This window comes from Rhizobium sp. BK399 (assembly GCF_014194695.1).
Taxonomy (GTDB): Bacteria; Pseudomonadota; Alphaproteobacteria; order Rhizobiales; family Rhizobiaceae; genus Rhizobium.
The window spans coordinates 116986-137050 of the sequence record NZ_JACIAH010000014.1 but is presented as its reverse complement, the minus strand read 5'-3'; the positions used below and the strand labels follow the sequence as shown (position 1 = coordinate 137050).

The window sequence follows — 20065 nt, the reverse complement described above, 5'->3', positions numbered from 1 at the left end:
ATCCATCCGGTGCGGGTGGAGGGAAAGCCCGGGGGCTTCCCGATTTCTGTCAGCTCTTTGTTCATGATCAATAAGGCAGGAACCATGGCGGGGATACCGTACGCCGATCACGCAAGACCTGTTGCGACACCAGTGGACCGTCTGCCTGCTGTGTCGACGTTCGGCCGCGAGGGTCGTGCCGCCGCGCGCTTTGTTGCCTGGAGCGAGACATTCGAGGCGCATCTGGCCTATATCGTCCTTGTCGTCGGCATCGCCTGCATCACCCCGATCGACAGTCTTGCAAGCGCCCACTCGGGAGCGCTGTTCGGCCTCGGCCTACTTGCGATCTGGCGCTATGGCTGGGGACTGACACATTTCGTGCGGTCCAACATCTATCGCTTTCTTGTCTTTCCAAAAATGCGCAAGGTCGCCGATGACTGCATGCGCGCCAGTGATGGCAGCGCGAGCAAACAGCGTGCCTTTCTGCTCGTGACCAGCTACCGCATCGACAGCGATACGACGGCCGCCGTCTATCGCGCCGCATTCGAGGCGGCAAAACGCGCGCCCTGCGAAACAACAGTCGTGGCATCCATTGTCGAGCTCGGCGACCAGCGGCTGATCAAGCTGGTTCATCGGCTGATCTGTGGCAATAACACGAAGGTGTCGCTGATCATCACCCGCATTGCCGGCAGTGGAAAACGCGACGCGCTCGCCTATGCCTTCCGGGCAATCTCCCGGCAGGACCCAGGAGAGGACGACGTCGTCGCCGTCATCGACGGAGATTCGATCGTACCACCCGATCTCATCGGCAGATGCCTCGGCTTTTTCCGTGCCAGCAGCCGGGTCGGGGCGCTGACGACCGACGAGGTTTCCCGGGTGCACGGCAAGGCGAAGTTCCATATCTGGTACAGCCTGCGTTTTGCCCAGCGGCACATTCTCATGTCGTCGAACGGGCTGTCCCGCAAGGTGCTCACCCTGACGGGGCGCATGTCGATGTTCCGGGCATCGATCGTCTGCAATCCCGACTTCGTAAGACAGGTCGAGTCTGATTACGTCGATCACTGGCGCTTCGGCCGCCTGAAATTCCTAACTGGTGACGACAAGTCGAGCTGGTTCTGGCTTCTGCGCAACGGCTACCAGATGCTCTACGTTCCCGATGTCGTCGTCGCAACCGTTGAGGAACCTCCGTCGAAACGGTTTTTCCCGGCGGCGACGCAGTTGATGGTGCGCTGGTTCGGCAACATGCTGCGCACCAATTCGCGGGCACTGAGGCTCGGACCGCGCAAGGTCGGCTACTTCACCTGGTGGACAATCTTCGATCAGCGCGTGTCGATGTGGACCTCCCTTGCCGGACTGGCAATGGTGTGTCTGGTCGGGCTGTTCGAAACGCCATTCGCGTTCCTGATCTACGTTCTCTGGGTTCTGGTTACCCGCTACGTATTGACGCTGATGCTGTTCAATTCCAGACCGCGGGTGTCTGCCCTCTATCCGTTTTTCATCTACTTCAACCAGATCTACGGATCGATCATCAAGACCTACATCTTCTTCCATCTCAACAAGCAGCGCTGGACCCGCCAGAAGACAACGCTTGCAGATGGTCGTACCCGTTTCGCCGGGCGGCTTCGCGAAGCGTCCTCCGCTTTCGTGCAGGTCACCGCGGTCATGGTTTTCATCACACTCGTCGCTCTCGTGCTGGGGCAATTGGCTGTCCCGGACGCATCCATACTTGCAATGGCCTACGGACTGGACCCGATAGATTGAGGAAGCGGATATGAACGTCGTCAAATTCGAAGCCGATGTACAGCGCCAGCATCCACGTTTTAAGCTTCCCTTGAAATGCATCATCGAGGGCTACCGCTATGAGTGCCTCGACTGGTCGGTCGGCGGTATCGGCGTCGCGACCGGCAAGACCCGATTACAGGAGTTCGGGACGTTTCCGGTCGACCTGGAATTCCCCTTCGACGGCTTTGTCTTCACCCTGAGAGTGACCGCGCAGGTTCGCTACAACGATCCGGTCAAGGGACGTACCGGATTCCAGTACATGTCCCTGACCGAAGAACAACTTCGCTTCCTCCGTTATGTCAGGGATGCGCATCTGACCGGTGAGGTTGTCACCCTCAACGACCTTCTCGATCTAACGAGCCGGTCGATCGAGCACCACACCCGCAAGAAGGAAGCCGAACCTCTGGAACCCTCGGGACGCCATCGCTATGCGGCGCTCGCCGAGCGGTCGCTTCGCATTGGGTTGCTCGGAACTCTCTGCCTGGCGGTCGTCCTGTTCCTGTGGGGCGCGCTCTATCAGAAACTCTGGACCTTCCGCGCTGACGAGTCGCTCGTGACGATCGATTCAGCGCCCGTGATTGCGCCGTCCGACGGGGTCCTCACCAACGTCGTGACTGAAGGGGCGGTCAAGGCGGGCGATCCGGTAGCGACGATATTGCCGACGGCCAACAACAAGAGCATCAGCGTGCTCGCCCGCTGTGACTGCATTGTCCAGGACGTTCAGGTGGAACTGGACAGCCAGGTGAGGGCAGGTCAGCGGCTTCTTTCCCTGCGTATGGCCAATGCCAAGCCGCATGTCGTGGCGATGGTCGACTACACCGAGGCGCAGCGCCTCTTCAGGGGCGCGCGGGTGCTCGTCGATCTTCCGCATGGAGCGCGGATCCCGAACGCATCGATCCGGGACCTGCCGAAGCTGACAACCACCGACCTTGAATCCGGCGACCGGATCCCGATCAACATCGACGTCGGCGATGCCGACCTGTCGTCCTTCGTCGGAACGCCCGTGACCGTCCGCTTCGTGCAACTGCCTTGGACGGGGCTTCCGCTCACCGAAGCCGTAAGCGAGGCGGTCGGGGCAATCGATACCGGGAGCACGCCACCTGCACAGCCGAAAGGGTGAGACGCGCCCCGCGTGCAACAGCACGTCAAGCGAGTTCGACAGTCTGCAATGACGAGGAAACGGACGGAGTCCATGCGTATGACCTGCACAAAGCGATCCCTCGCAGAATTGACGGCCCCGGTTCTGGCTGTCGTCGTCCTCGCCATCGGCCTGGCCCCGGCATGCGCGCGGGCCGCTGATAGCGCCGACGAGATCATCGACAGGATCCACCAGTCCATCCTTGACGTCGACAAGGCCAAGGCGCCAGCCGATCGCGTCAAGGCCTATGACCGCGCCCGCGACGAGCTGACCGCATTGAAACAGGCGGCAGAGAGCGGTGACGAGGCAGCGCGAACGGGCATAGACGGATTGAAGACGGATGGCATCACGCCCGATGTCGTGACGTCCGGATCGCTGAGCGCGATCTTGTCCAGCCTGACGGACAAGGGCGTCGATCCCGACGAGCGCATCGCCACGCGGGTGAAGATCGACGAGCTGATTGAAGAACTCTCGGCGCCGGCGCTGAAGGTCTCCGCTCTCGCCTATTATGCCCGCCAGATCGCAAGCGATCACGATGCGGCTCTTGCCCTTCTCGAGCGGGCCATCGGCGAGACCGCCAAATTGACCTCGGCCCAGGAAAAGAACGCAGCGCTGAACGACATCGCCCAAGTCGGCGCATATGTCGAACCGATGCTGACCTCGAAGATCATCAACAGGGCGGTCAGCAGCATGTGGCCGACACGGATGCGAGGGTTTGCGCGCTACGACGTTGCCCTTCGTATCCTCGGCGATCGGAAAGTCGGCAAGACGGATGTCAGGGACGCCAAGTTCGACGATCTCTCCGCCGCAATCGAAACCGAACTCTCCGCCGGCCGGATCGAGCAGGCCCTGCTTCTCGCCCTCGCGGTCGATCCGGAATCGTCGAAACATCGCGCGCAAGCGATGAATGAGGTGCTCGATGCCGCGCTCAAGGCAAATGCCGTAAACCTGTTTCCGGTGCTGTCCACGAGCCTGGCCGACAGGAGCGACCAGGAAGACCTGATCGTCCGCATCGTGAAGAACCGTGTCGATGCCAATCGCCTGATCGACGCGACCGCAATGACCGAAGCGATGGAGACCGGTCCGGGACTTGCGGAGATCGACTTCATCCTGGCGACCGAACTTGACGATCGCGGCCTGACCAAGATGGCCCTCGAACAATATCAGCGAGGCACGACCATCGCCAAGGCGTTGAGCGGCGAGGCGAAGGAAGCAGCCCTTATTGCGGCGATCAGCGGTGCTACCGATCTGAAGCGCTTTGACGATGCCAGCGCCTTTGCAGGCCAGCTGACGGACATGGCGGGAGCGTCAAGTGCGCTTGGCAATCTTGCAAAGGCATTCGCAGACAGCGACGACCTCACCAAGGCTGAAGCGCTTCTGCCGAAAATTGCCGAACAGAAGGACCGCGAACAGGCCCTTTCAGGCATTGGTCGTGCGAAGGCAAGGGCAGGCGATCTCAATGCGGCAGCGAGCATTGCAAACGAGATCGCAAACGATGAGGACAAGGGTCGCGTGCAGTCGGAAATCGTCCGGGTCTTTGCCCGCAGCGGCAGGATCGACGATGCGCTCGGCCTTGCAACGTCGATCAAGGAGCCGGAGTATCGCGTTGAAGCCCTGCTGCGCCTCGCCAAGGAAATGTCCGGAAAGAGCGGGGCTGACCGCGCCCGCGATGTCGTCGGTCAGGCCATCAGCTTCACCGGCGGCATAGGCAAGGCGCAACAGCGTGACGACCTCTATTTGGACATCATCGACTACCTGTCAAAGTCCAATCAGATCGACCTTGCCAAATCGCTCGTCGGAAAGATTTCAGACGAGAAGCTGAAGGCCAAGGCAGCCGGACGCATCGCAAGCCGCGCCGCCCTGTCCGGCGATGCCAAGAGTGCGTTTGCCTATCTCGACAGCCAGCTCTCGGCGGGCGAGGAGGCCATCAGGGCCGAGGTGCTTGTCGCAGCCGCGAGCGATCCGGCCTATGTCAAGACAGCTGTCCTTTCCACCCGTGACATTCGCGATCCGATGTTGCGCGTGAAGACGTTTCGGGCCATCGCTGAAGTGCAACTCTCCCATCTCGACCGCCTCGGTTTCGGGATGGGCAGGGGCGAGCCTGCGGACTACGTGATGCCAGTGAGCGGGGCGCAGGACAAGGACCAAACCACCGCAGGCGTGTCCAAGTCGATCTTCAGCGACGGCAGGATGTCGATCCATACGACGTCGATGTCGACGCCGCCGCTTGCCCAGGGCTATCCAGATATCAGCAAGACCGCAGCGACCACGCGCGCGATGATTCCGCTGCCTGTCGCGGGGCGTGTCTCGATAACGCTTGGAAACCTCAGTCCCTATGAGAGCAAGTTCATGGAAGATCTCGCCGGCGGATCGACCGGCCTCTCCCATGCGGCACGGGCGCAGGGCCTGCTTTACCCGCGGATCATTGTTGTCCAGAGCGGCATCTATACGCTTGGCAGTCTGGCGATGCAGCTCGGCAGCGTCGGCGACACGCCGCTCATCGAACGGGACGGTGATGTCGTGACCCTTCGCGCTCCCTTGCTCGTCGGCGAGGAAGCAAGCCTGATTCTGTCCGGCCAGGAGGCCTCCGTCTATCGCCTGTCGGCAACCGGCGGTGCCTTCATGGCGATTGCCGGCAAACTCTACATCCAGGACACGACGGTGACATCGTGGGACGAGACGCTGAACGAGCCGAGGAGCTCCAGCAAGGCCACGCGCGGATCCTTCCGCCCGTTCATTGTCGGCTGGAGCAATTCAGAAATGTATATTGGCGGATCGGTCATGGATTCGCTGGGCTATGCAGCCTCGAAGTCATTCGGGCTGACTTTTTCGGCCGGTCCGAAGGCCATCGCCAAGGCCCGCGATGCCTTGAAAAACCCGACCGGCATTGTCGTCGAGAACTACTTCCACAATTTCGAATACGGCTTCTACTCCTATGAAGCCGATGACATCTCCCTTGTTGGCAACGAGTACGCGAACAATGTTCTGTACGCGGTCGATCCGCACGACCGCTCGCAGCGGCTGCTGATCGCGCTCAACACCGCCCACGACACCATCGTGAAGCATGGGATCATCATCTCGCGCGGCGTCGACGCCAGCTGGAAGGTCGGCAACGTCGTTTTCCACAACAAGGGCTCCGGCCTCATGCTGGACCGCGACAGCGTCGACAACCTTCTCTATGGCAACTTCTCCTTCGAAAACGACCAGGACGGACTGACCTTCTTCGAAAGCAGTTGCAATCTTGCGGTCGCAAATGCCTTCATCGACAACGGCCGGTCCGGGATCAGGCTTCGCAACAGCTGGGATGTCGCCGTCAGGGACAATACGATCGTTCGCAACAAGCTCGAGGCGATCAGCGGTTACATCAGCGACCTGTCTTCCGCGCAAGACGAGCACAGGCGCGATCTTGTCATGGATCCCTATGTGCCGCTGACAACCTTCACAGCGACGGGCAACCTGATTTCCGCCAACGGCAAGGGCATCAAGGCGGACGGTGCTTCCGGCGTGACGCTTGCGCAAAACGAATTCCAGAGCCAGGAAGGACGCCTGCTCGACGGCGACGCCCGTCCCTTCGAGGGACATGTCCTGCGCTTCAACGGGCATGAACCTGTCGCAATCGCCTCCACATGCCGGCCGCTGCGCCCGGTCAACTATGAATGTGCGTTCCGCAAGGCCGGACTGGTCGGGGAAAACGATGCCCTCTTCTTCGACAGCAAAGCAGAAGGCAACTGCACGGACACGCATGGCTCGGTCCAGTTCGATGGCTTCCACGCAAAAGGAGACAGCACGTGAAAAAAGCGGCTCCCATGTTCATGGCCGTGCGCCACGGGCTCGCCTTCCTGGCCCTCCTATCAACTGTGGCAGTATCGCCCCTTGAGACGCTGGCGGCGGCTTCAGAGACGACCGACAGCGCTTCCTATCAGGGCCTCTTCGACGTCGCAGCCCGCAGGGCATTCCTCGCGCAGAAATCATCGTCCGACGCACGCAAGGCATGCCTGTCGGTCGACGCCGATCCAAAGTGGATGGACATCGAGATTGTCAAGGGCCTGACGACCACCGAAGGCTACGGAACCGACGGGTCCGGCAACCAGTATGCGTTTGCTGTCATGGTGCTCTCTGGCCGCGCACTCGCGGGCGACAAGCGTGCGGAGGACATGCTGAAGCGGTTCCTGCTGAAATGGGCGGACGCCGGCGCATTTTCTAAGACCGAGAAAATCCACGACGCCTATTACGCCCTGAAGCGGCTGATGCTGCCGACCGTTGTTGCCTTTTCGATCATTCGCGACGGGCTCAGCGATGAAGACAAGCAGAAGCTCACTGCCTGGATCGATCCGCTGGTTCGGCGCACCGACCAGATGTTCGAGGGAAGTGTCGACTACAACAATCACCGGTATCTCGCCGACAGCGTGCTGATGGCCTGGGGCAGCCTGACCGGCGACCGGGCGCTCTATCAGAAGGGTATCGACCGCTTCCGCGTCATCCTTGACGATGCGCGCGCCGACGGCAGCCTGCCTCTCGAAACCCGCCGCGGTGCGCGCTCCCTCTGGTACATGCGCCAGTCGCTGACGAGCATGACCGTCATGGCTGAAATCGCCAGGGGCGCAGGCGACGATCTGTTCGACGCCACGGCCACATCAGACGGTGCCAAAAAATCGATGTGGACGGTGCTGTCCTACTGGATGAACGGCATGACCAACCCGATCCTGGTCAACGCCTACGCGGCGGAGAACTATATTCCAGGTCCGGAGGAGGATTTCATGAAGCCCGATTTCGGCTTCCTGGAAAACCGCGGCAACGGACGGCACTATCTCGCCTTCCTCGAAGCCATCGCAGTGCGCGAGCCGGAGAACTTCCCGGGCAGGCGGGCAGGGGCCCTCCTCGAGCGGGAAGGTGCGAACGAACGTCCTCTCATCGATGAGTTCGCCGGTGGCAACGCCACCTGCTTCTGGAGGCAAGGATGACCCGTTGCCGGAACCGCCGCCACTCTGTTCTTGTCGCAGCCATGTGCCTCGCTTTGTCGACGCCTGTCCTGGCAGCCGACGAAGCGGCGTCAGAACTGGTGGTAGAACCGGCACAGCAGGTCGATCTCCTCATTCAGCGCCACGACAGCGACGGTCTGGTCAAGCTCGCCAGACAATTGCAAGGTGGGGATGCGGTCTCGGTCGACAATCCGCTGCGGGTTCCGGATTTTCCAAAGGCGCGCCAGGCGTTTGAAGCTGCCGTGACGATTCCGGGTCCAAGACAGGGCGAAGCAAAGCTCTTTCTCGCCAAGATGATGCTGAGCGGGGAGGGGGGACCGGTCGATGTCGACCGCGCGCTGTCCCTGCTTGAGGATGTCATCAAGGCAGGCAACGCCGAAGCCGCATTTCTTCGCGGGCAAAGGCTGGCATCGCGTCCAGACCGGATCGCGCAGGCGCGTGATGACCTCAATCTTGCCCTTCGCCTTGGCGACGCGGCGGCAGCATTCGAGCTTGCCAAGCTTCCCGGCTCGACCCCTGAACAGGCGGCCGCCATGACGCAATTCGGCATCAACCTCCTTGGCCAGCGAGCCGCGCGCGGCGACGCCAACGCCGCATTCGATCTTGGTGGCTACTATCGCAGGCTATCGGCCAAACCGGAGGATCAGGAAAAGGCACTCTCCTGGTACCGCAAGTCGGCGGAACTCGGACAGGCGACGGCCACCTTGTGGGTCGCCCGCCTGCTCGCAAATCCGGACTCCCCGCTGTTTGATCCCGCCGCCGCAGTCAAGCAGTACGAGGCGGCCGCGCGCGAGGGGTCGATCGAGGCTGCACAGGAGCTGGTCCGCGATTTTGCCGATGCCGGCAAGCTTTCCGTGCCACCTGCAGTCTATGACACCTGGATCGGAAAGCTGATCGACGCCAAGGACGCCACGGCGGTCCTCTACTATTCGCAGGCATTGCAGGAGACGGCCGAGCAGCGCAGGACGTCGTCGGACGCCCTTTACGAGGCGACGATGTCCGGCCGGGTGGCTCCCGAGGACCTGGTCCGGATCGGCGAGAGCTTCCGGGACGGCGCCGGCGTCGTCATCGATCAGACCCGCGCGGCAAACATTTTCAGGCTTGGCGTCGAAAACGGATCGGGCGCGGCGCTGACACGGTTCGCCCATATCGTCATCGATGTCCCGTCACTGCGCAGCCATGAAAATGTGGCGCTTGCCGCCGCCAAGCTGTCTGAGCTTTCCTCAAAAGGCAGCGTGACCGGGGAAATGCTGCTTGGCGACATGTATGCGAAAGGCGTCCTTGGCGCCGTCGACGAGACGAAAGCCATCGATCACTATCTCAAGGCTCTTGCACATGCAGAATCGGTCGAGGTCCTCAATCGCGTTGCCGACGTCTACCTTTCCTCCCCCGACAACGATACGCAGAGGAAGGCCTTTCCCTTCATCGAGCGCGCATCGAGCGCCGGCAGCGAAAGCGCCATGCTCAAGGAGGCCCAGGCTTACGCCGATGGCAAGCTCGTCCGCCAGGACTTCGACAAGGCTGTGACCCTCTACAGGAAGGCAATCGCGCTTGGTGCCACCGACGCACTGGTAAACCTTGCCAACCTCTACCTCTCGCGTGGCGGAGACAGCGCGTTCAAGGACGCGCATGAAGCCTTCTCCAGTGCGATTGCAGCGGGAAACCGCGAAGCGCCGGTGGAAATGGCAAGGTTCCTCAAGGCCAACGGCAAGCTCGACGAAGCGATCAGCCGATTGACCACGGCCGCCCGGAAGAAGAACAGCCCGGCTGCCGTCGAACTTTACCAGTACCTTTCGGAGCGGGCCCAGAATCCTGATGTCGGCATCCAATGGCTGCGTCTTGCACTGAAGACCGTCAGCGATATCCCACGCGAGAAAGTACGTCTGGCAAGCGCCATGCTGCTGCCTTCCGACGTCAGGCTGAACGGTCAGGCTGCCTTCATGCTGCGTGAACTTGCCGGCGCGAATATTCCAGGTGCCGCCGTTGCCCTCGCCAATGTCTACATCGAGGGGAAAGGGGACGCGAAGGATGTTCCGGCCGGCCTGGAGCTGCTCGAACAGGCATCGCAGAAGGGTGAGATCGATGCCCTTACGAAACTCGGCGATCTCTACATGGATGGCCAGTTTGTCGAGGGCGACGAGCCGCGGGCCGTCGGCTACTACCGTGCCGCGCTGGTGATCCATCCGACAGATCCGTCCGCTAACATGCGCCTGGCGCGAGCCTATCGCGAGGGCCGCGGTGTCAAGCGCGATCTCGCGGTCGCGGCGACCAACCTGAAGACGGCCTCCGATGCTGGCAATCCGATGGCGACACGCGAACTTGGCCTCGCCTACATGTGGGGCAGCGGTGTCGAAAAGAAGGAAGACAAGGGCCTTCAGCTGCTGCGCTCGGCGGCCGACCATGGCTATGCATTTGCCTGGCACGACCTTGCCGAAACCTATGGTTCAGCCGTCGGACCCGGTGTCGATGCATCGCAAGCATTCCGGATGAACATGCGCGGCGCAAAGGAAGGTCACGTCTCCGCGATGATCGGGGCCGGCATCGCGCTTCTGTCCGGCTTCGGCACCCAACGCGATCCCGAGGCTGGCATTCTCTGGCTGGAACGGGCGTCTGCGAGCACCGGATGGGATGCCTCCGACGCCATGTACCGTCTGGCCGAGGTCTATCAATACGGCATCGGTGTCGACAGGAACCTTGAAAAGGCACGGGAATGGGAGCTTCGTGCCGCCAATGCGGGAAGCACCACGGCAATGTTTCATCTCGCCCTGCAACTCGAAGCCGACAATACGGACGCAAGCAGGGCCGAGGCCATCAAATGGTTGGAGAGCGCCCGGGCGCTGAAGCATGTCCAGGCCGCCAAGAAGCTCAGGACGATGCAGGCGGGAGACGGCACGGCCGCATCCTCGCCAGGGGCAGAAGACAAAGGGGTGGAAGACAATGGTGTGGAAGAGTGAGCGCCAACGCAGCGTCACGTTTCGCAAGCGTCTGCCGCGTCCGCCGCTCAGCGGCGTGAACCTGCAAGGAACCCCCGAGAGCAGTTGGCGGGTGCTGGCGTGCACCGCGCTGATTGTTCCGGCACGTGGCGATCGCGATCACGGCCCATCCAATGACTGGGTCGTTCTGGTGAGAGACGAAATCCTCTCGCAAGCGCGCCAGCGCCTGCACCGGAGAGGAAAGGCCACCCGCAGCAAGAACGACGACGACCGGAAGCAGTAAGGTGATGTTGGCATGGCGAACGGAAACAGCAGATTGAATGCGGTAGAGGCTCGAAACGGCCGGCCACTTTTCGGACTGGCCGTGACTGCCATGCTTGCCCTATACGCGCCGATCCTTTCGACCGGGGCGATCGCCGCCCCGGGCACGTTGATCCCGTTGAGCCCCGATTTCGACTACTCGCATATCTGCGTCACGCCGCCCGCCGCGCCTGCACCGCGAAACTGGAGCAGCTGGAACGGCAAAAGCGCCGGCACGATGTCACCGGACGACATGCTGAGAGATGCCCAGACGCTCTTCAATCCCTATAGCCGCTTCACAAGAAGCCCGGCCACCGCCGAACGTATTGCCCGCTACCTCACAGAGGTTCCCTTTGCGGGATCAGGACGGGCACTGCACCTTTATGGCCGTATCCTTGCAGACAAGGATGATGCTTCTCTTCACGGCGATGAGATCGTCAAGGTCGAGACTGAGGCAATCAGGCGCGGCACGATCGAGGCGGGAACTTTCCTTGGCAGGCTCTATCGCGAAGGGTCCGTCATCCCTGCCGACGCCGCCAAGGCGCTGAGCTACCTGACAGCGGCAGCAAATGCCGGCGATCCGGCCGCCGACCTCGAGCTTGCCCGTCTCTATTTCCGCAATCCCCAATTGTCGAGCAATCCGGATGAAAGCCGTGTCTATCTTAATCGCGCCGTGGCAAAGCTGTCGGAAAGGCTGGGAACGGGCGATTGTAGCGTCCTGACTGCATTCGCCGACATCATGACCGATGCCGATCTCGGGCTCGATGACCGGGCGGGATCCGCACAATGGCTGCAGGCCGCGGTGAAACTCGGCGACGTCAGGGCCATGTCGACACTTGCGCGGCGCTATCTGCAGGAGACCGATGACGCGAGCAGGCAACAGGCGACCGACTTGCTGAGACAGGCGTCGGCGCTTGGCCATTCCGCAAGCCGGCTTGCCCTTGCCGACCTTCTGCTTTCGACCTCGCCTGACGGCAGCGGCCGGACCGAGGCATTCAACCTGCTTGCCGCGGAGGCAGAGCGCAACAACCCGCGCGCCTATGAAATGAAGGCCGCCTACTATCGCGGCGGCTACGGCGCCGGCGTCGATACCGGGCTGGAGCAGCAGAATCTCGAGAAGGCGGCGGCACTGCCCGATGCCAATCTGAAGACGCTGGAACGGCTCGGCACGCTCTATGCCGGAGGCTCTGCCAGTGCCGCCGACTTCCAGCGCGCCAGGAAGGTGCTCATGAAGGCTGTCGATCGCGGATCGTCCCTTTCGGCCTTCGAGCTCTACAAGCTTTCGTCTGGAGACAAGCCATCGATCAAGCTCGACGAAGATCCGCTCGCCTATCTCAAGACGGCTGCGGACCGGGGCCTTGGGGTCGCGATGAGCGAACTTTCTTCGCTTTATTCCTGTGGCGCCGGCGTCGAGAGGAACCCTGAGATCGCCCATGCCTGGCTCGAAAAGGCCGCAGCCGCCGGCAATGTGGCAAGCCTCCTTGCATTGGCGGATGAAGCGGCAGCCAAACGAACAGATGCAGGAAGCGCCGCATCGCTCGACTTTCTCAAGCAGGCGGCCGAACAGGGCGACGTCGAGGCCATGATGCGCATCAGCCTGTCCTATCGCGACGGGCGCGGCACGCAAAAGGACGGCGAGGCAGCCGAAGCCTGGCACAAGCGCGCCGTGACATCCGACCCCGGCGTTGCAGCGGTGACCGAGGCACGCTCGCTTCTGTCGCCCGATGCTCCCGAAAAACGCGATGCCGTCAAGGCACGCGCAATCCTCGAGACAGCGGCCGCGACAGGCAACCCGGACCTGCTCTTCGAACTGGCGAGGCTTTATGCCGATCCCGATCCGACACTCGAGCCCGATCCCCGGAAAGCAACATCGCTGTTTGCGGCGGCAGCCGCCAAGGGAAGCGTTCCGGCCATGCTGCGGCTGGTGGACATGAGGGTCGCAGCCGCGGATGGTGCTGGCATGGAATGGCAGCAATGGCTCGGCCGGGCGAGCGCCACAGGCGATCTGCGCGCCACCCTCGTGCAGGCCGACGTCGAGGGCCGCGACGACCGGAAGGCCGCCATTCTGAAGTCTGTGCTCGACCGGCCACTCTGCTCGGAGAAGGAACAGGTGCAGGCTGCCCTGGCGATGCGGTCCGTGCCGCAGTTCAGGCAGAATTATTTCGATCTGTTCGACAGGGTCATGGCAGCGCCGATGCGGGACCCGACCACGCAGTATCAGGTCGCAAGGTTCCTTCTCAATGAGCGCCCGGCCGACAAGCCAAGAGCGATCGAGCTGATGAAGACCGCCGCGGAAGGCGGAAAGCGCGAGGCCATGCGCGAGATCGGCCGGATGTACGGAGCCGGCGATGGGCTGCCGCTCGACGAAAAGAACAGCTACATCTGGCTCCTGAGAAGCGCTCGACTCGGTGACGAGGGCGCCCTGGAAAGCCTGGTCAAGGAGATTCTGTCCGAGCAAAGCTCGCTCAATGATCCGACAAGCGGCGACGCAAAGATCGATATCCTGCTACGTGATCTCGCGGCCGAGAATTCCGCCCAGGTCGCCAGTCTTTTGTCCAGGCTTTATCTGAGGCTCGCCGAAGGAAGCCCGGCCTTTGCGCCGGCGGCAAAGACCTGGACCCTGAAGGCTGCCTCGCTCGGAAGCGGGCCGGCCATGCTCAACGTCTCCGATTTTTATGCCGCCGGCACGCACGGGTTCGAACATTCCGACAGCATGAGTACCGAATGGCTCGCCAAAGCGGCGCACGCCGGATACCGCGGGGCATTCGAGAAGTACGCGATCGCGCTGCAGATCGGGTTCGGCACGAAGCCCGATGCAGAAGAAGCGCAGCGCTGGCTTGGCCGGTCGACCGACCAGGCAAGATGAAGAGATGAAGGCAGGAGCAGGCGTCATGAAGAGCACCCTTTGCATAATACTGACCGCTCTGATGGCAACAGTTGTCGCCATGCCGGCGTCGGCCAAGGTTGTGAAGCCGACGCCGAAGCCCGTAGTCGAGACCTACGCAAACTTCGAGGCGATGCGGATCGCAAAGGGATGGCCTGACGCCGCCGCAGCAGCGAGGCTTCCCCTGCCGAAACGGCTGCTGATTGCAACGGCAGCTCTGACCACCAAGGACAGGTTGGTGCGTGATCCCGATTACGGCTTCGCGCTTCTGCTCGCCCAGCCGACGTCGCGGGACGCCACCAGGCTTCTCGCCAAGGGCGTACTGATGAACGACTATAGCTTCGGGGAGAGGACGCCGGCTGTCCTTCGCTCGCTTGCAACCGAAGCGATGCGCGGATGCAAGAGCTGTGTGGCGGCCTATGGATTGATCCACTTCGAAGGCCAGGACATCCCCCGGAATGACGCGGTCGCCTATAAATGGTATCGCTGGGCGGCGGTCGTGGGAAATGCAAAGGGTATCGAGGCATTGTCCCTTGCGCTTGTCGAAGGACGCGGTACGCCGAAGAATATTGTCGAGGCCAAGAAGTGGGCCGCCCGCCTCGAACCGGCGCGCCGGGCAAAGCTCTACACCGAAATGGCGAAGCGGGTCGTGCTGAGCAACAGCCAGGAGGACATGGCGGCAAGCTCCGACCTCCTTTTGCAATCGATGGCACTCAATCCCGCCGATGCCGGCCGGCCGGCAAAGCAGCTTCTCAATCTCGACTACGCTCCGGAAGCGCAGGACAAGGCAATGGCGGCGATCCGGGCCGCCGGGCCAAAGGCTGATCCAAATGCGCTGAAGATCATGGCAGAAGTACTTTGGAAGAGGGGAACACCTGAGGCGGTTGCCGAAGCCGTCTCGATGTTCCAGACATTGGCCCAGGGCGGCGATCCCGAGGCCGTCGACTACCTGTCCAAGGCGCTCGCCCGCTCGGATCTCGACAAGGACAAGAAAGACAAGATCATCGCAAGTCTGACCCTTGCGGCAGACAGTGGTTACGCACAGGCCTCGAAGGCACTTGGCAATGCCTACTACTACGGAACCGGGGTCGATGCCTCGCTCGAAAAGGCCGAAAGCTACCGCGAGCGTGCTGCCAGGCAGAATGATCCCGAGGCCCAGTATCTACTTGGCATGATGCTGCTGCAGTCGACGAGCGATAGACAGAATGACGAAAAGGGCCGGCAATGGCTGGAGAAGTCCGCGACAGGTGGATATCCACTGGCACGGGCCGCGCTCCAGAAGCTGTCGTCGAATTGAGCTCCGCAGCAGGGTGCCTGCCTCATAAAGGATCAGCAGTCGCGCAGCGGCTCCAGCTTTGTCTTTCCCGCCTTTGTCTTCCTGGCGTCGCCATCAAACGTGTTACCGCAGACCTTGCCCTGCGGGCCACGCTGCGCCTTGACGACGCCGACACCCACTTTCCGGAAGGTGTTGCCGTAGACGTCATTGTTGATGCCATCCGTATCGCTGTCGCCGCCGAGGCGCACACCCGCCCCCCTCACGTCGCTGACGGTGTTGTAGCGGAACACGTTGTTGTTCCCGCGAGAATCAAAACCGGCGGAATTCTTGTCCCTCTGGCCACTGCACTGGTTGTGTTCGACGATGTTGCGGCTCGATCCCTCCTTGATGTCGACGCATTCATTGCCGTTCGTATCGATGACATTGTGATGCACGTGGTTGCCGTCGGAAGCATCGACGGCGCGGTCGGGTGCTCCATGGGCGCCGCGCTGCTCGGGCGCGGTGCCGATATAGATTCCTTCACCGTTCTTGCCGCCGCCCCTGAAGGCGAAATCATAGAGGCCGCAATTGCCGATCGTGGAATAGGCAATCTCGTTTTGACGCGTCTGGTAGCGCAGCCTGATGCATTCGCCACCGGCATTCCTGACCGACATGTTCACGATGCGAAGACCCGTCACGCCATCCCCGGGCCTTTTGCCGACCGCATAGATCAGCTTGTCCCTGTAACTGCCCTTGTCGTGGCGGGCGCCGAATTTTCCATCGACCGTGAAGCCCCGCAATTCGAGATAATCATGATTGATCTCGATCACCCTTGCTGCACCGCCGCCCTTGACGACCGCAGAGCGCGGACCGGTGATGATGATCGGCTTGCCGGGCCTGCCGTCGCGGACCGTCTTGAAGTCCTGGTAGTAGATCCCCGGCTTCAACCGGATCACGTCGCCTGGCGCAGCTCTTTCAAGCGCGGACTGGATCGTCCTGCCTCCGGATGGCGTAACGTCAATCGTCGCCGAAAGCCCGGGGCTGGCGAAGGCCGTGCATGCACAGATCACCGTCACAAGGACGGCGTAATGACGGGACGGGAATGCAGGGGCCATTGCATGTCTCTCGCGTTTCATCGACGGATTGAGGCGGGCAGTGCAAGCAGGCTTTCCAATGGCAGATGTTTCGACATTCAGCCAACGGCCAACCATGTGGAATTAACGCAAGACTTTGTCAAATCATGGATAGGAGACAGACTTCCATCACCCCTTGCCTCGTGAAACGTGACGCCCGTCGATTTCAGACGCGATATCGCCTTTCGAGATCGACATCGAAGGAGAAAAACCATGTTGAAACTCGTCCTTGTCGCCTCCGCCGTCCTGTCACTGTCCGCACCGGTTGTCCTTGCCGACAGCCCCTGGTACCGGATCGTTCCGGTGCCGAACGCGCCAGGCTGCAAGGTCCTTGCCGACCCGAGCGGCCGACCGATCCAGCAGCGATACGAAAGCGGTGGCGCCCGTATCTATGCCATAGGGGGCAAGGCCTGCCCTGAACGGTTCCCCGGCGACAATTACGCCACGATCTCGACGGCTCGCTCGATCACGACAGACGGGAACTTTGCCCGGATCACTACGAAGACGCGCAAGCTCGTCGTGACCCGCGGCGGCACCGGGAGCAACTATACCTTTGCAATCAACAAGCTCGACGTTCCGAGATAAACACAATACGATGGGGGCAGGGCTGCCCTCGACCAACCGGACCAGGACCAGCCACGAACGTAAATGTGGTATCGTTCCCACATGTTCAGCGATACGCCCTCAGTTTGTTTGGGGGTATTGCTCATGCTTCGATTGCCTCTTGGCTTCCAGGAAGCCGAGACCCAACTTCGCCAAAAACGGGGCGGTAGGCTGCGACAACGGGCCCGTTCGAATGTCCGCTTGCTGCGCGCCCGGGCGCGCCTGCGCCGGCGTTACAATCAAGGCTTCCGTCCTGTACTTCATTGGCCGCGCAGCCAAGCGTGTGCTAATATGAACGGAGAGGGCAGAGTGATACCGGTGTAGAGGATATCTTTCCGGTACATATCGTTGTTTCCAATCCGTTTGACCTTTGTGGAGTTGGTTGGGCTTCAGCTCCAACCCATGCGTCTGATGCCCTCGTTCGACTCGCGTTTCCCTCAATGCTGATGTGACCGTTTCAATCTGATGGTAGTGACAAGGAGGGTACCATGCGAATGAAATTGGCTTTCTTGACGCAGGTCGCTGCAGCGGCCTTGACATGTTCAGCCTGGGCCGCAAGCGCCCAGGAAATCACAGGGACACCGGGTGCACCGGACGCGACGACGACCCTTGACGGGCGATACCTTCCCAATCCGCCGACGCCGTTTGGTGGTGAAATCGGGCTGAGCGCCAAGGACTCAAAACCCTATTGGCCGCCGCAGGTCGTCCCTCCCAAGGGCGCCCCCAATATCCTTTTGATCATGACCGACGATGCCGGTTACGGGGTCGCCGGTACATTCGGCGGTGTTGTCCCGACTCCGGCGCTCGATCGGGTGGCGCAGGCGGGCCTCCGCTACACGCAGTTCCACTCGACGGCGCTCTGTTCGCCCACGCGGGCGGCGCTAATCACCGGACGCAACCATCATTCGACCGGCTTCGGTGTGATTTCCGAGCAGGCGACCGGTTATCCTGGATACGATTCCGTCCTAGGCGTGGACAATGCAACGATTGGCAACATTCTCAAACAGAACGGCTATTCAACATCATGGTTCGGCAAGAACCACAACACGCCATCGTTCCAGTACAGCAGCGCTGGTCCCTTCGACCAATGGCCGTCGGGCATGGGCTTCGACTACTTTTATGGATTCATGGGCGGTGACAGCAACCAGTGGCAGCCCTATCTCTTTCAGGATCACACGCAGATTTTCCCATGGGTCGGGAGGCCCCGCTACAATCTGATTACCGACGAGGCCGACAACGCCATCGACTATATCAAGCAGTTGAACGCGGCTGCGCCTGACAAACCCTTCTTCGTCTACTACGTACCCGGCGCCACACACGCGCCGCACCATCCCACGCCGGAATGGATCGAGAAGTTCAAGGGCAAGTTCGACATGGGCTGGAATGCCATGCGCGACCAAATCTTCGCGAACCAGAAGCGCCTCGGCGTCATCCCGCAAAATGCGCAACTTACCCCCTGGCCCGATGACCTGCCGAAGTGGGACACGCTCGATGTCGACAGCAAGAAGCTGTTTGCCCGCCAGGCCGAGGTGTTCGCAGCATACGTCGCCTATTCCGACCATGAGATCGGGCGCGTGATTCAGGCGGTAGACGACATGGGCAAGCTGGACAACACGCTCGTCATCTACATCGAGGGTGACAACGGCACGAGCGCGGAAGGGAGCACGCTCGGCACTCCGAGCGAGGTGATCACCATCGAGGGCCTTCAGATTCCGGTCGCCGACCAGCTGAAATACTATGATGCCTGGGGTTCCGACCAGACCTACCCGCACATGTCTGTGGCGTGGTCATGGGCTTTCGACACGCCGTTCAGGTGGACCAAGCAGGTCGCCTCGCATTTCGGTGGCACACGGCAAGGCATGGCAATGGCGTGGCCCGCCCGCATCAAGGATGCCGGCGGCATCCGCAGCCAGTTCCATCACGTTATCGACATCGTGCCGACGATCCTCGAGGCGACCGGGATCCCGGCGCCGGCCATGGTCAACGGCGTGGCGCAGAAACCGATCGAAGGCGTCAGCATGGCCTACACGTGGGATAAGGCGAATGCCAATGCCCCGTCGATGCGCCACACCCAGTACTTCGAGATGTTTGGCAACCGCGGTATCTACCACGACGGCTGGTACGCATGCACCACGCCGCCGGCAGCGCCCTGGCTGATGGGCACTGCGCCGATGCCGGAAGTGGTCAACGGCTACAAGTGGGAGCTCTATAATCTCAACGAGGATTATTCGCAGGCTATCGACCTCGCGCAGAGCAATCCTGACAAGCTGCATCAGTTGCAGGAACTGTTCCTGCTCGAAGCCGCAAAATACAACGTCTTCCCGCTCGACAATTCGATCCTGGAGCGCCTCATCACTCCGCGGCCGAGCGCGACCGCCGGACGGAAGCTCTTCACCTATTCAGGCGTCGTTTCCGGTGTGCCCGGAGGCAACGCGCCCAACATCCTGAACAAGTCCTACACGATCACCGCTGAGATCGAGATCCCGGCGGATGGGGCGGACGGCATGCTCGCGACCACCGGCGGCCGTTTTGGCGGCTTCGGCCTATACATCTTGAAGCAAAAGCCCGTGTTTCTCTACAATTTCGTGGACATCGAGCGTTTCCGGTGGGAGGGGCCCGACACGCTGCCCCCCGGTAAGCATACCGTCGAGTTCGACTTCACATCGGACAGCCACAACATGGGCAGCGGCGGTACGGGCATCCTCAAGGTGGATGGCAAGGAAGTCGCCAACCAGAAAATTCCGCACACTGTCCCAGCTCTTATGCCATGGGACGAGACCTTCGATGTCGGTGTTGATACTCGCACCGGTGTCGACGACAAGGACTACCAGGTGCCGTTCGCCTTTACCGGGACGATCGACAAGCTGACGGTCCAGTTGAACTGAGACCGTGCTGCGGCCTCTGCACAGTCCTGGGGCCCGGCAACAACGCCGGTTCCCGGGACGTTCAACACCTGGAGGTTGATACCGTGGAGAACAGCCAGGACGACTGGACCTTTCAGGCACCAGGAGCCGACATTCACGTCACCCCACGAAGGGCAGTTCTTCAAGTGTGGCCGGGGATCAGGACCGGGCGCAGC

At 61.4% G+C, this 20065-nt stretch carries 11 protein-coding genes; 10 read left to right on the top strand and 1 reads right to left on the bottom strand.

Going from position 1 to position 20065, the window contains the following annotated elements; genetic code table 11:
- Nucleotides 1-84 precede the first annotated feature (84 nt).
- The 8 genes from FHT97_RS23950 to FHT97_RS23915 all read left to right on the top strand — a co-directional run bounded on the left by FHT97_RS23950 (nucleotide 85) and on the right by FHT97_RS23915 (nucleotide 15292).
- Entirely contained in the window at nucleotides 85-1740 is a 1656-nt protein-coding gene (locus FHT97_RS23950) for a glycosyltransferase (protein ID WP_183864474.1), read from the top strand.
- A gap of 10 nt (nucleotides 1741-1750) precedes the next feature.
- Entirely contained in the window at nucleotides 1751-2881 is a 1131-nt protein-coding gene (locus tag FHT97_RS23945; protein WP_183864485.1) for a PilZ domain-containing protein, read from the top strand.
- A gap of 78 nt (nucleotides 2882-2959) precedes the next feature.
- A complete protein-coding gene (locus FHT97_RS23940; RefSeq protein ID WP_183864473.1) occupies nucleotides 2960-6691 on the top strand; it encodes a right-handed parallel beta-helix repeat-containing protein in 3732 nt (1243 codons plus the stop codon).
- Entirely contained in the window at nucleotides 6688-7860 is a 1173-nt protein-coding gene (locus FHT97_RS23935; protein WP_183864472.1) for an alginate lyase family protein, read from the top strand. Before FHT97_RS23940 ends, FHT97_RS23935 begins: the two co-directional genes overlap by 4 nt.
- The gene (locus FHT97_RS23930) at nucleotides 7857-10832 is read left to right on the top strand and encodes an SEL1-like repeat protein (RefSeq protein ID WP_183864471.1); all 2976 of its coding nucleotides are present in this window, start codon (nucleotides 7857-7859) and stop codon (nucleotides 10830-10832) included. The genes FHT97_RS23935 and FHT97_RS23930 overlap by 4 nt, the downstream gene beginning before the upstream one ends.
- Complete coding sequence (locus FHT97_RS23925) at nucleotides 10816-11094, top strand: hypothetical protein (protein ID WP_183757385.1); 279 nt, start codon at nucleotides 10816-10818, stop codon at nucleotides 11092-11094. The genes FHT97_RS23930 and FHT97_RS23925 overlap by 17 nt, the downstream gene beginning before the upstream one ends.
- 12 nt (nucleotides 11095-11106) lie before the next feature.
- A complete protein-coding gene (locus FHT97_RS23920; RefSeq protein ID WP_183864470.1) occupies nucleotides 11107-13977 on the top strand; it encodes an SEL1-like repeat protein in 2871 nt (956 codons plus the stop codon).
- A 25-nt stretch (nucleotides 13978-14002) separates the two neighbouring features.
- Nucleotides 14003-15292: an SEL1-like repeat protein gene (locus FHT97_RS23915; RefSeq protein ID WP_183864469.1), complete on the top strand. Its 1290-nt coding sequence runs from the start codon at nucleotides 14003-14005 to the stop codon at nucleotides 15290-15292.
- A gap of 32 nt (nucleotides 15293-15324) precedes the next feature.
- Here the strand turns inward: FHT97_RS23915 and FHT97_RS23910 are convergent, their stop codons facing one another.
- A complete protein-coding gene (locus tag FHT97_RS23910) occupies nucleotides 15325-16365 on the bottom strand; it encodes a NosD domain-containing protein (protein WP_246712752.1) in 1041 nt (346 codons plus the stop codon).
- 231 nt (nucleotides 16366-16596) lie between these two features.
- Between FHT97_RS23910 and FHT97_RS23905 the strand changes: the two genes are divergently transcribed.
- Nucleotides 16597-16968 carry a hypothetical protein gene (locus FHT97_RS23905; RefSeq protein ID WP_183864468.1) on the top strand — a complete coding sequence of 124 codons (372 nt, stop codon included), beginning with the start codon at nucleotides 16597-16599 and terminating at the stop codon, nucleotides 16966-16968.
- 512 nt (nucleotides 16969-17480) lie between these two features.
- Nucleotides 17481-19871 (top strand): arylsulfatase, encoded by a 2391-nt coding sequence (locus FHT97_RS23900; RefSeq protein WP_183864467.1) that lies wholly within the window; start codon nucleotides 17481-17483, stop codon nucleotides 19869-19871.
- Nucleotides 19872-20065 lie beyond the last annotated feature (194 nt).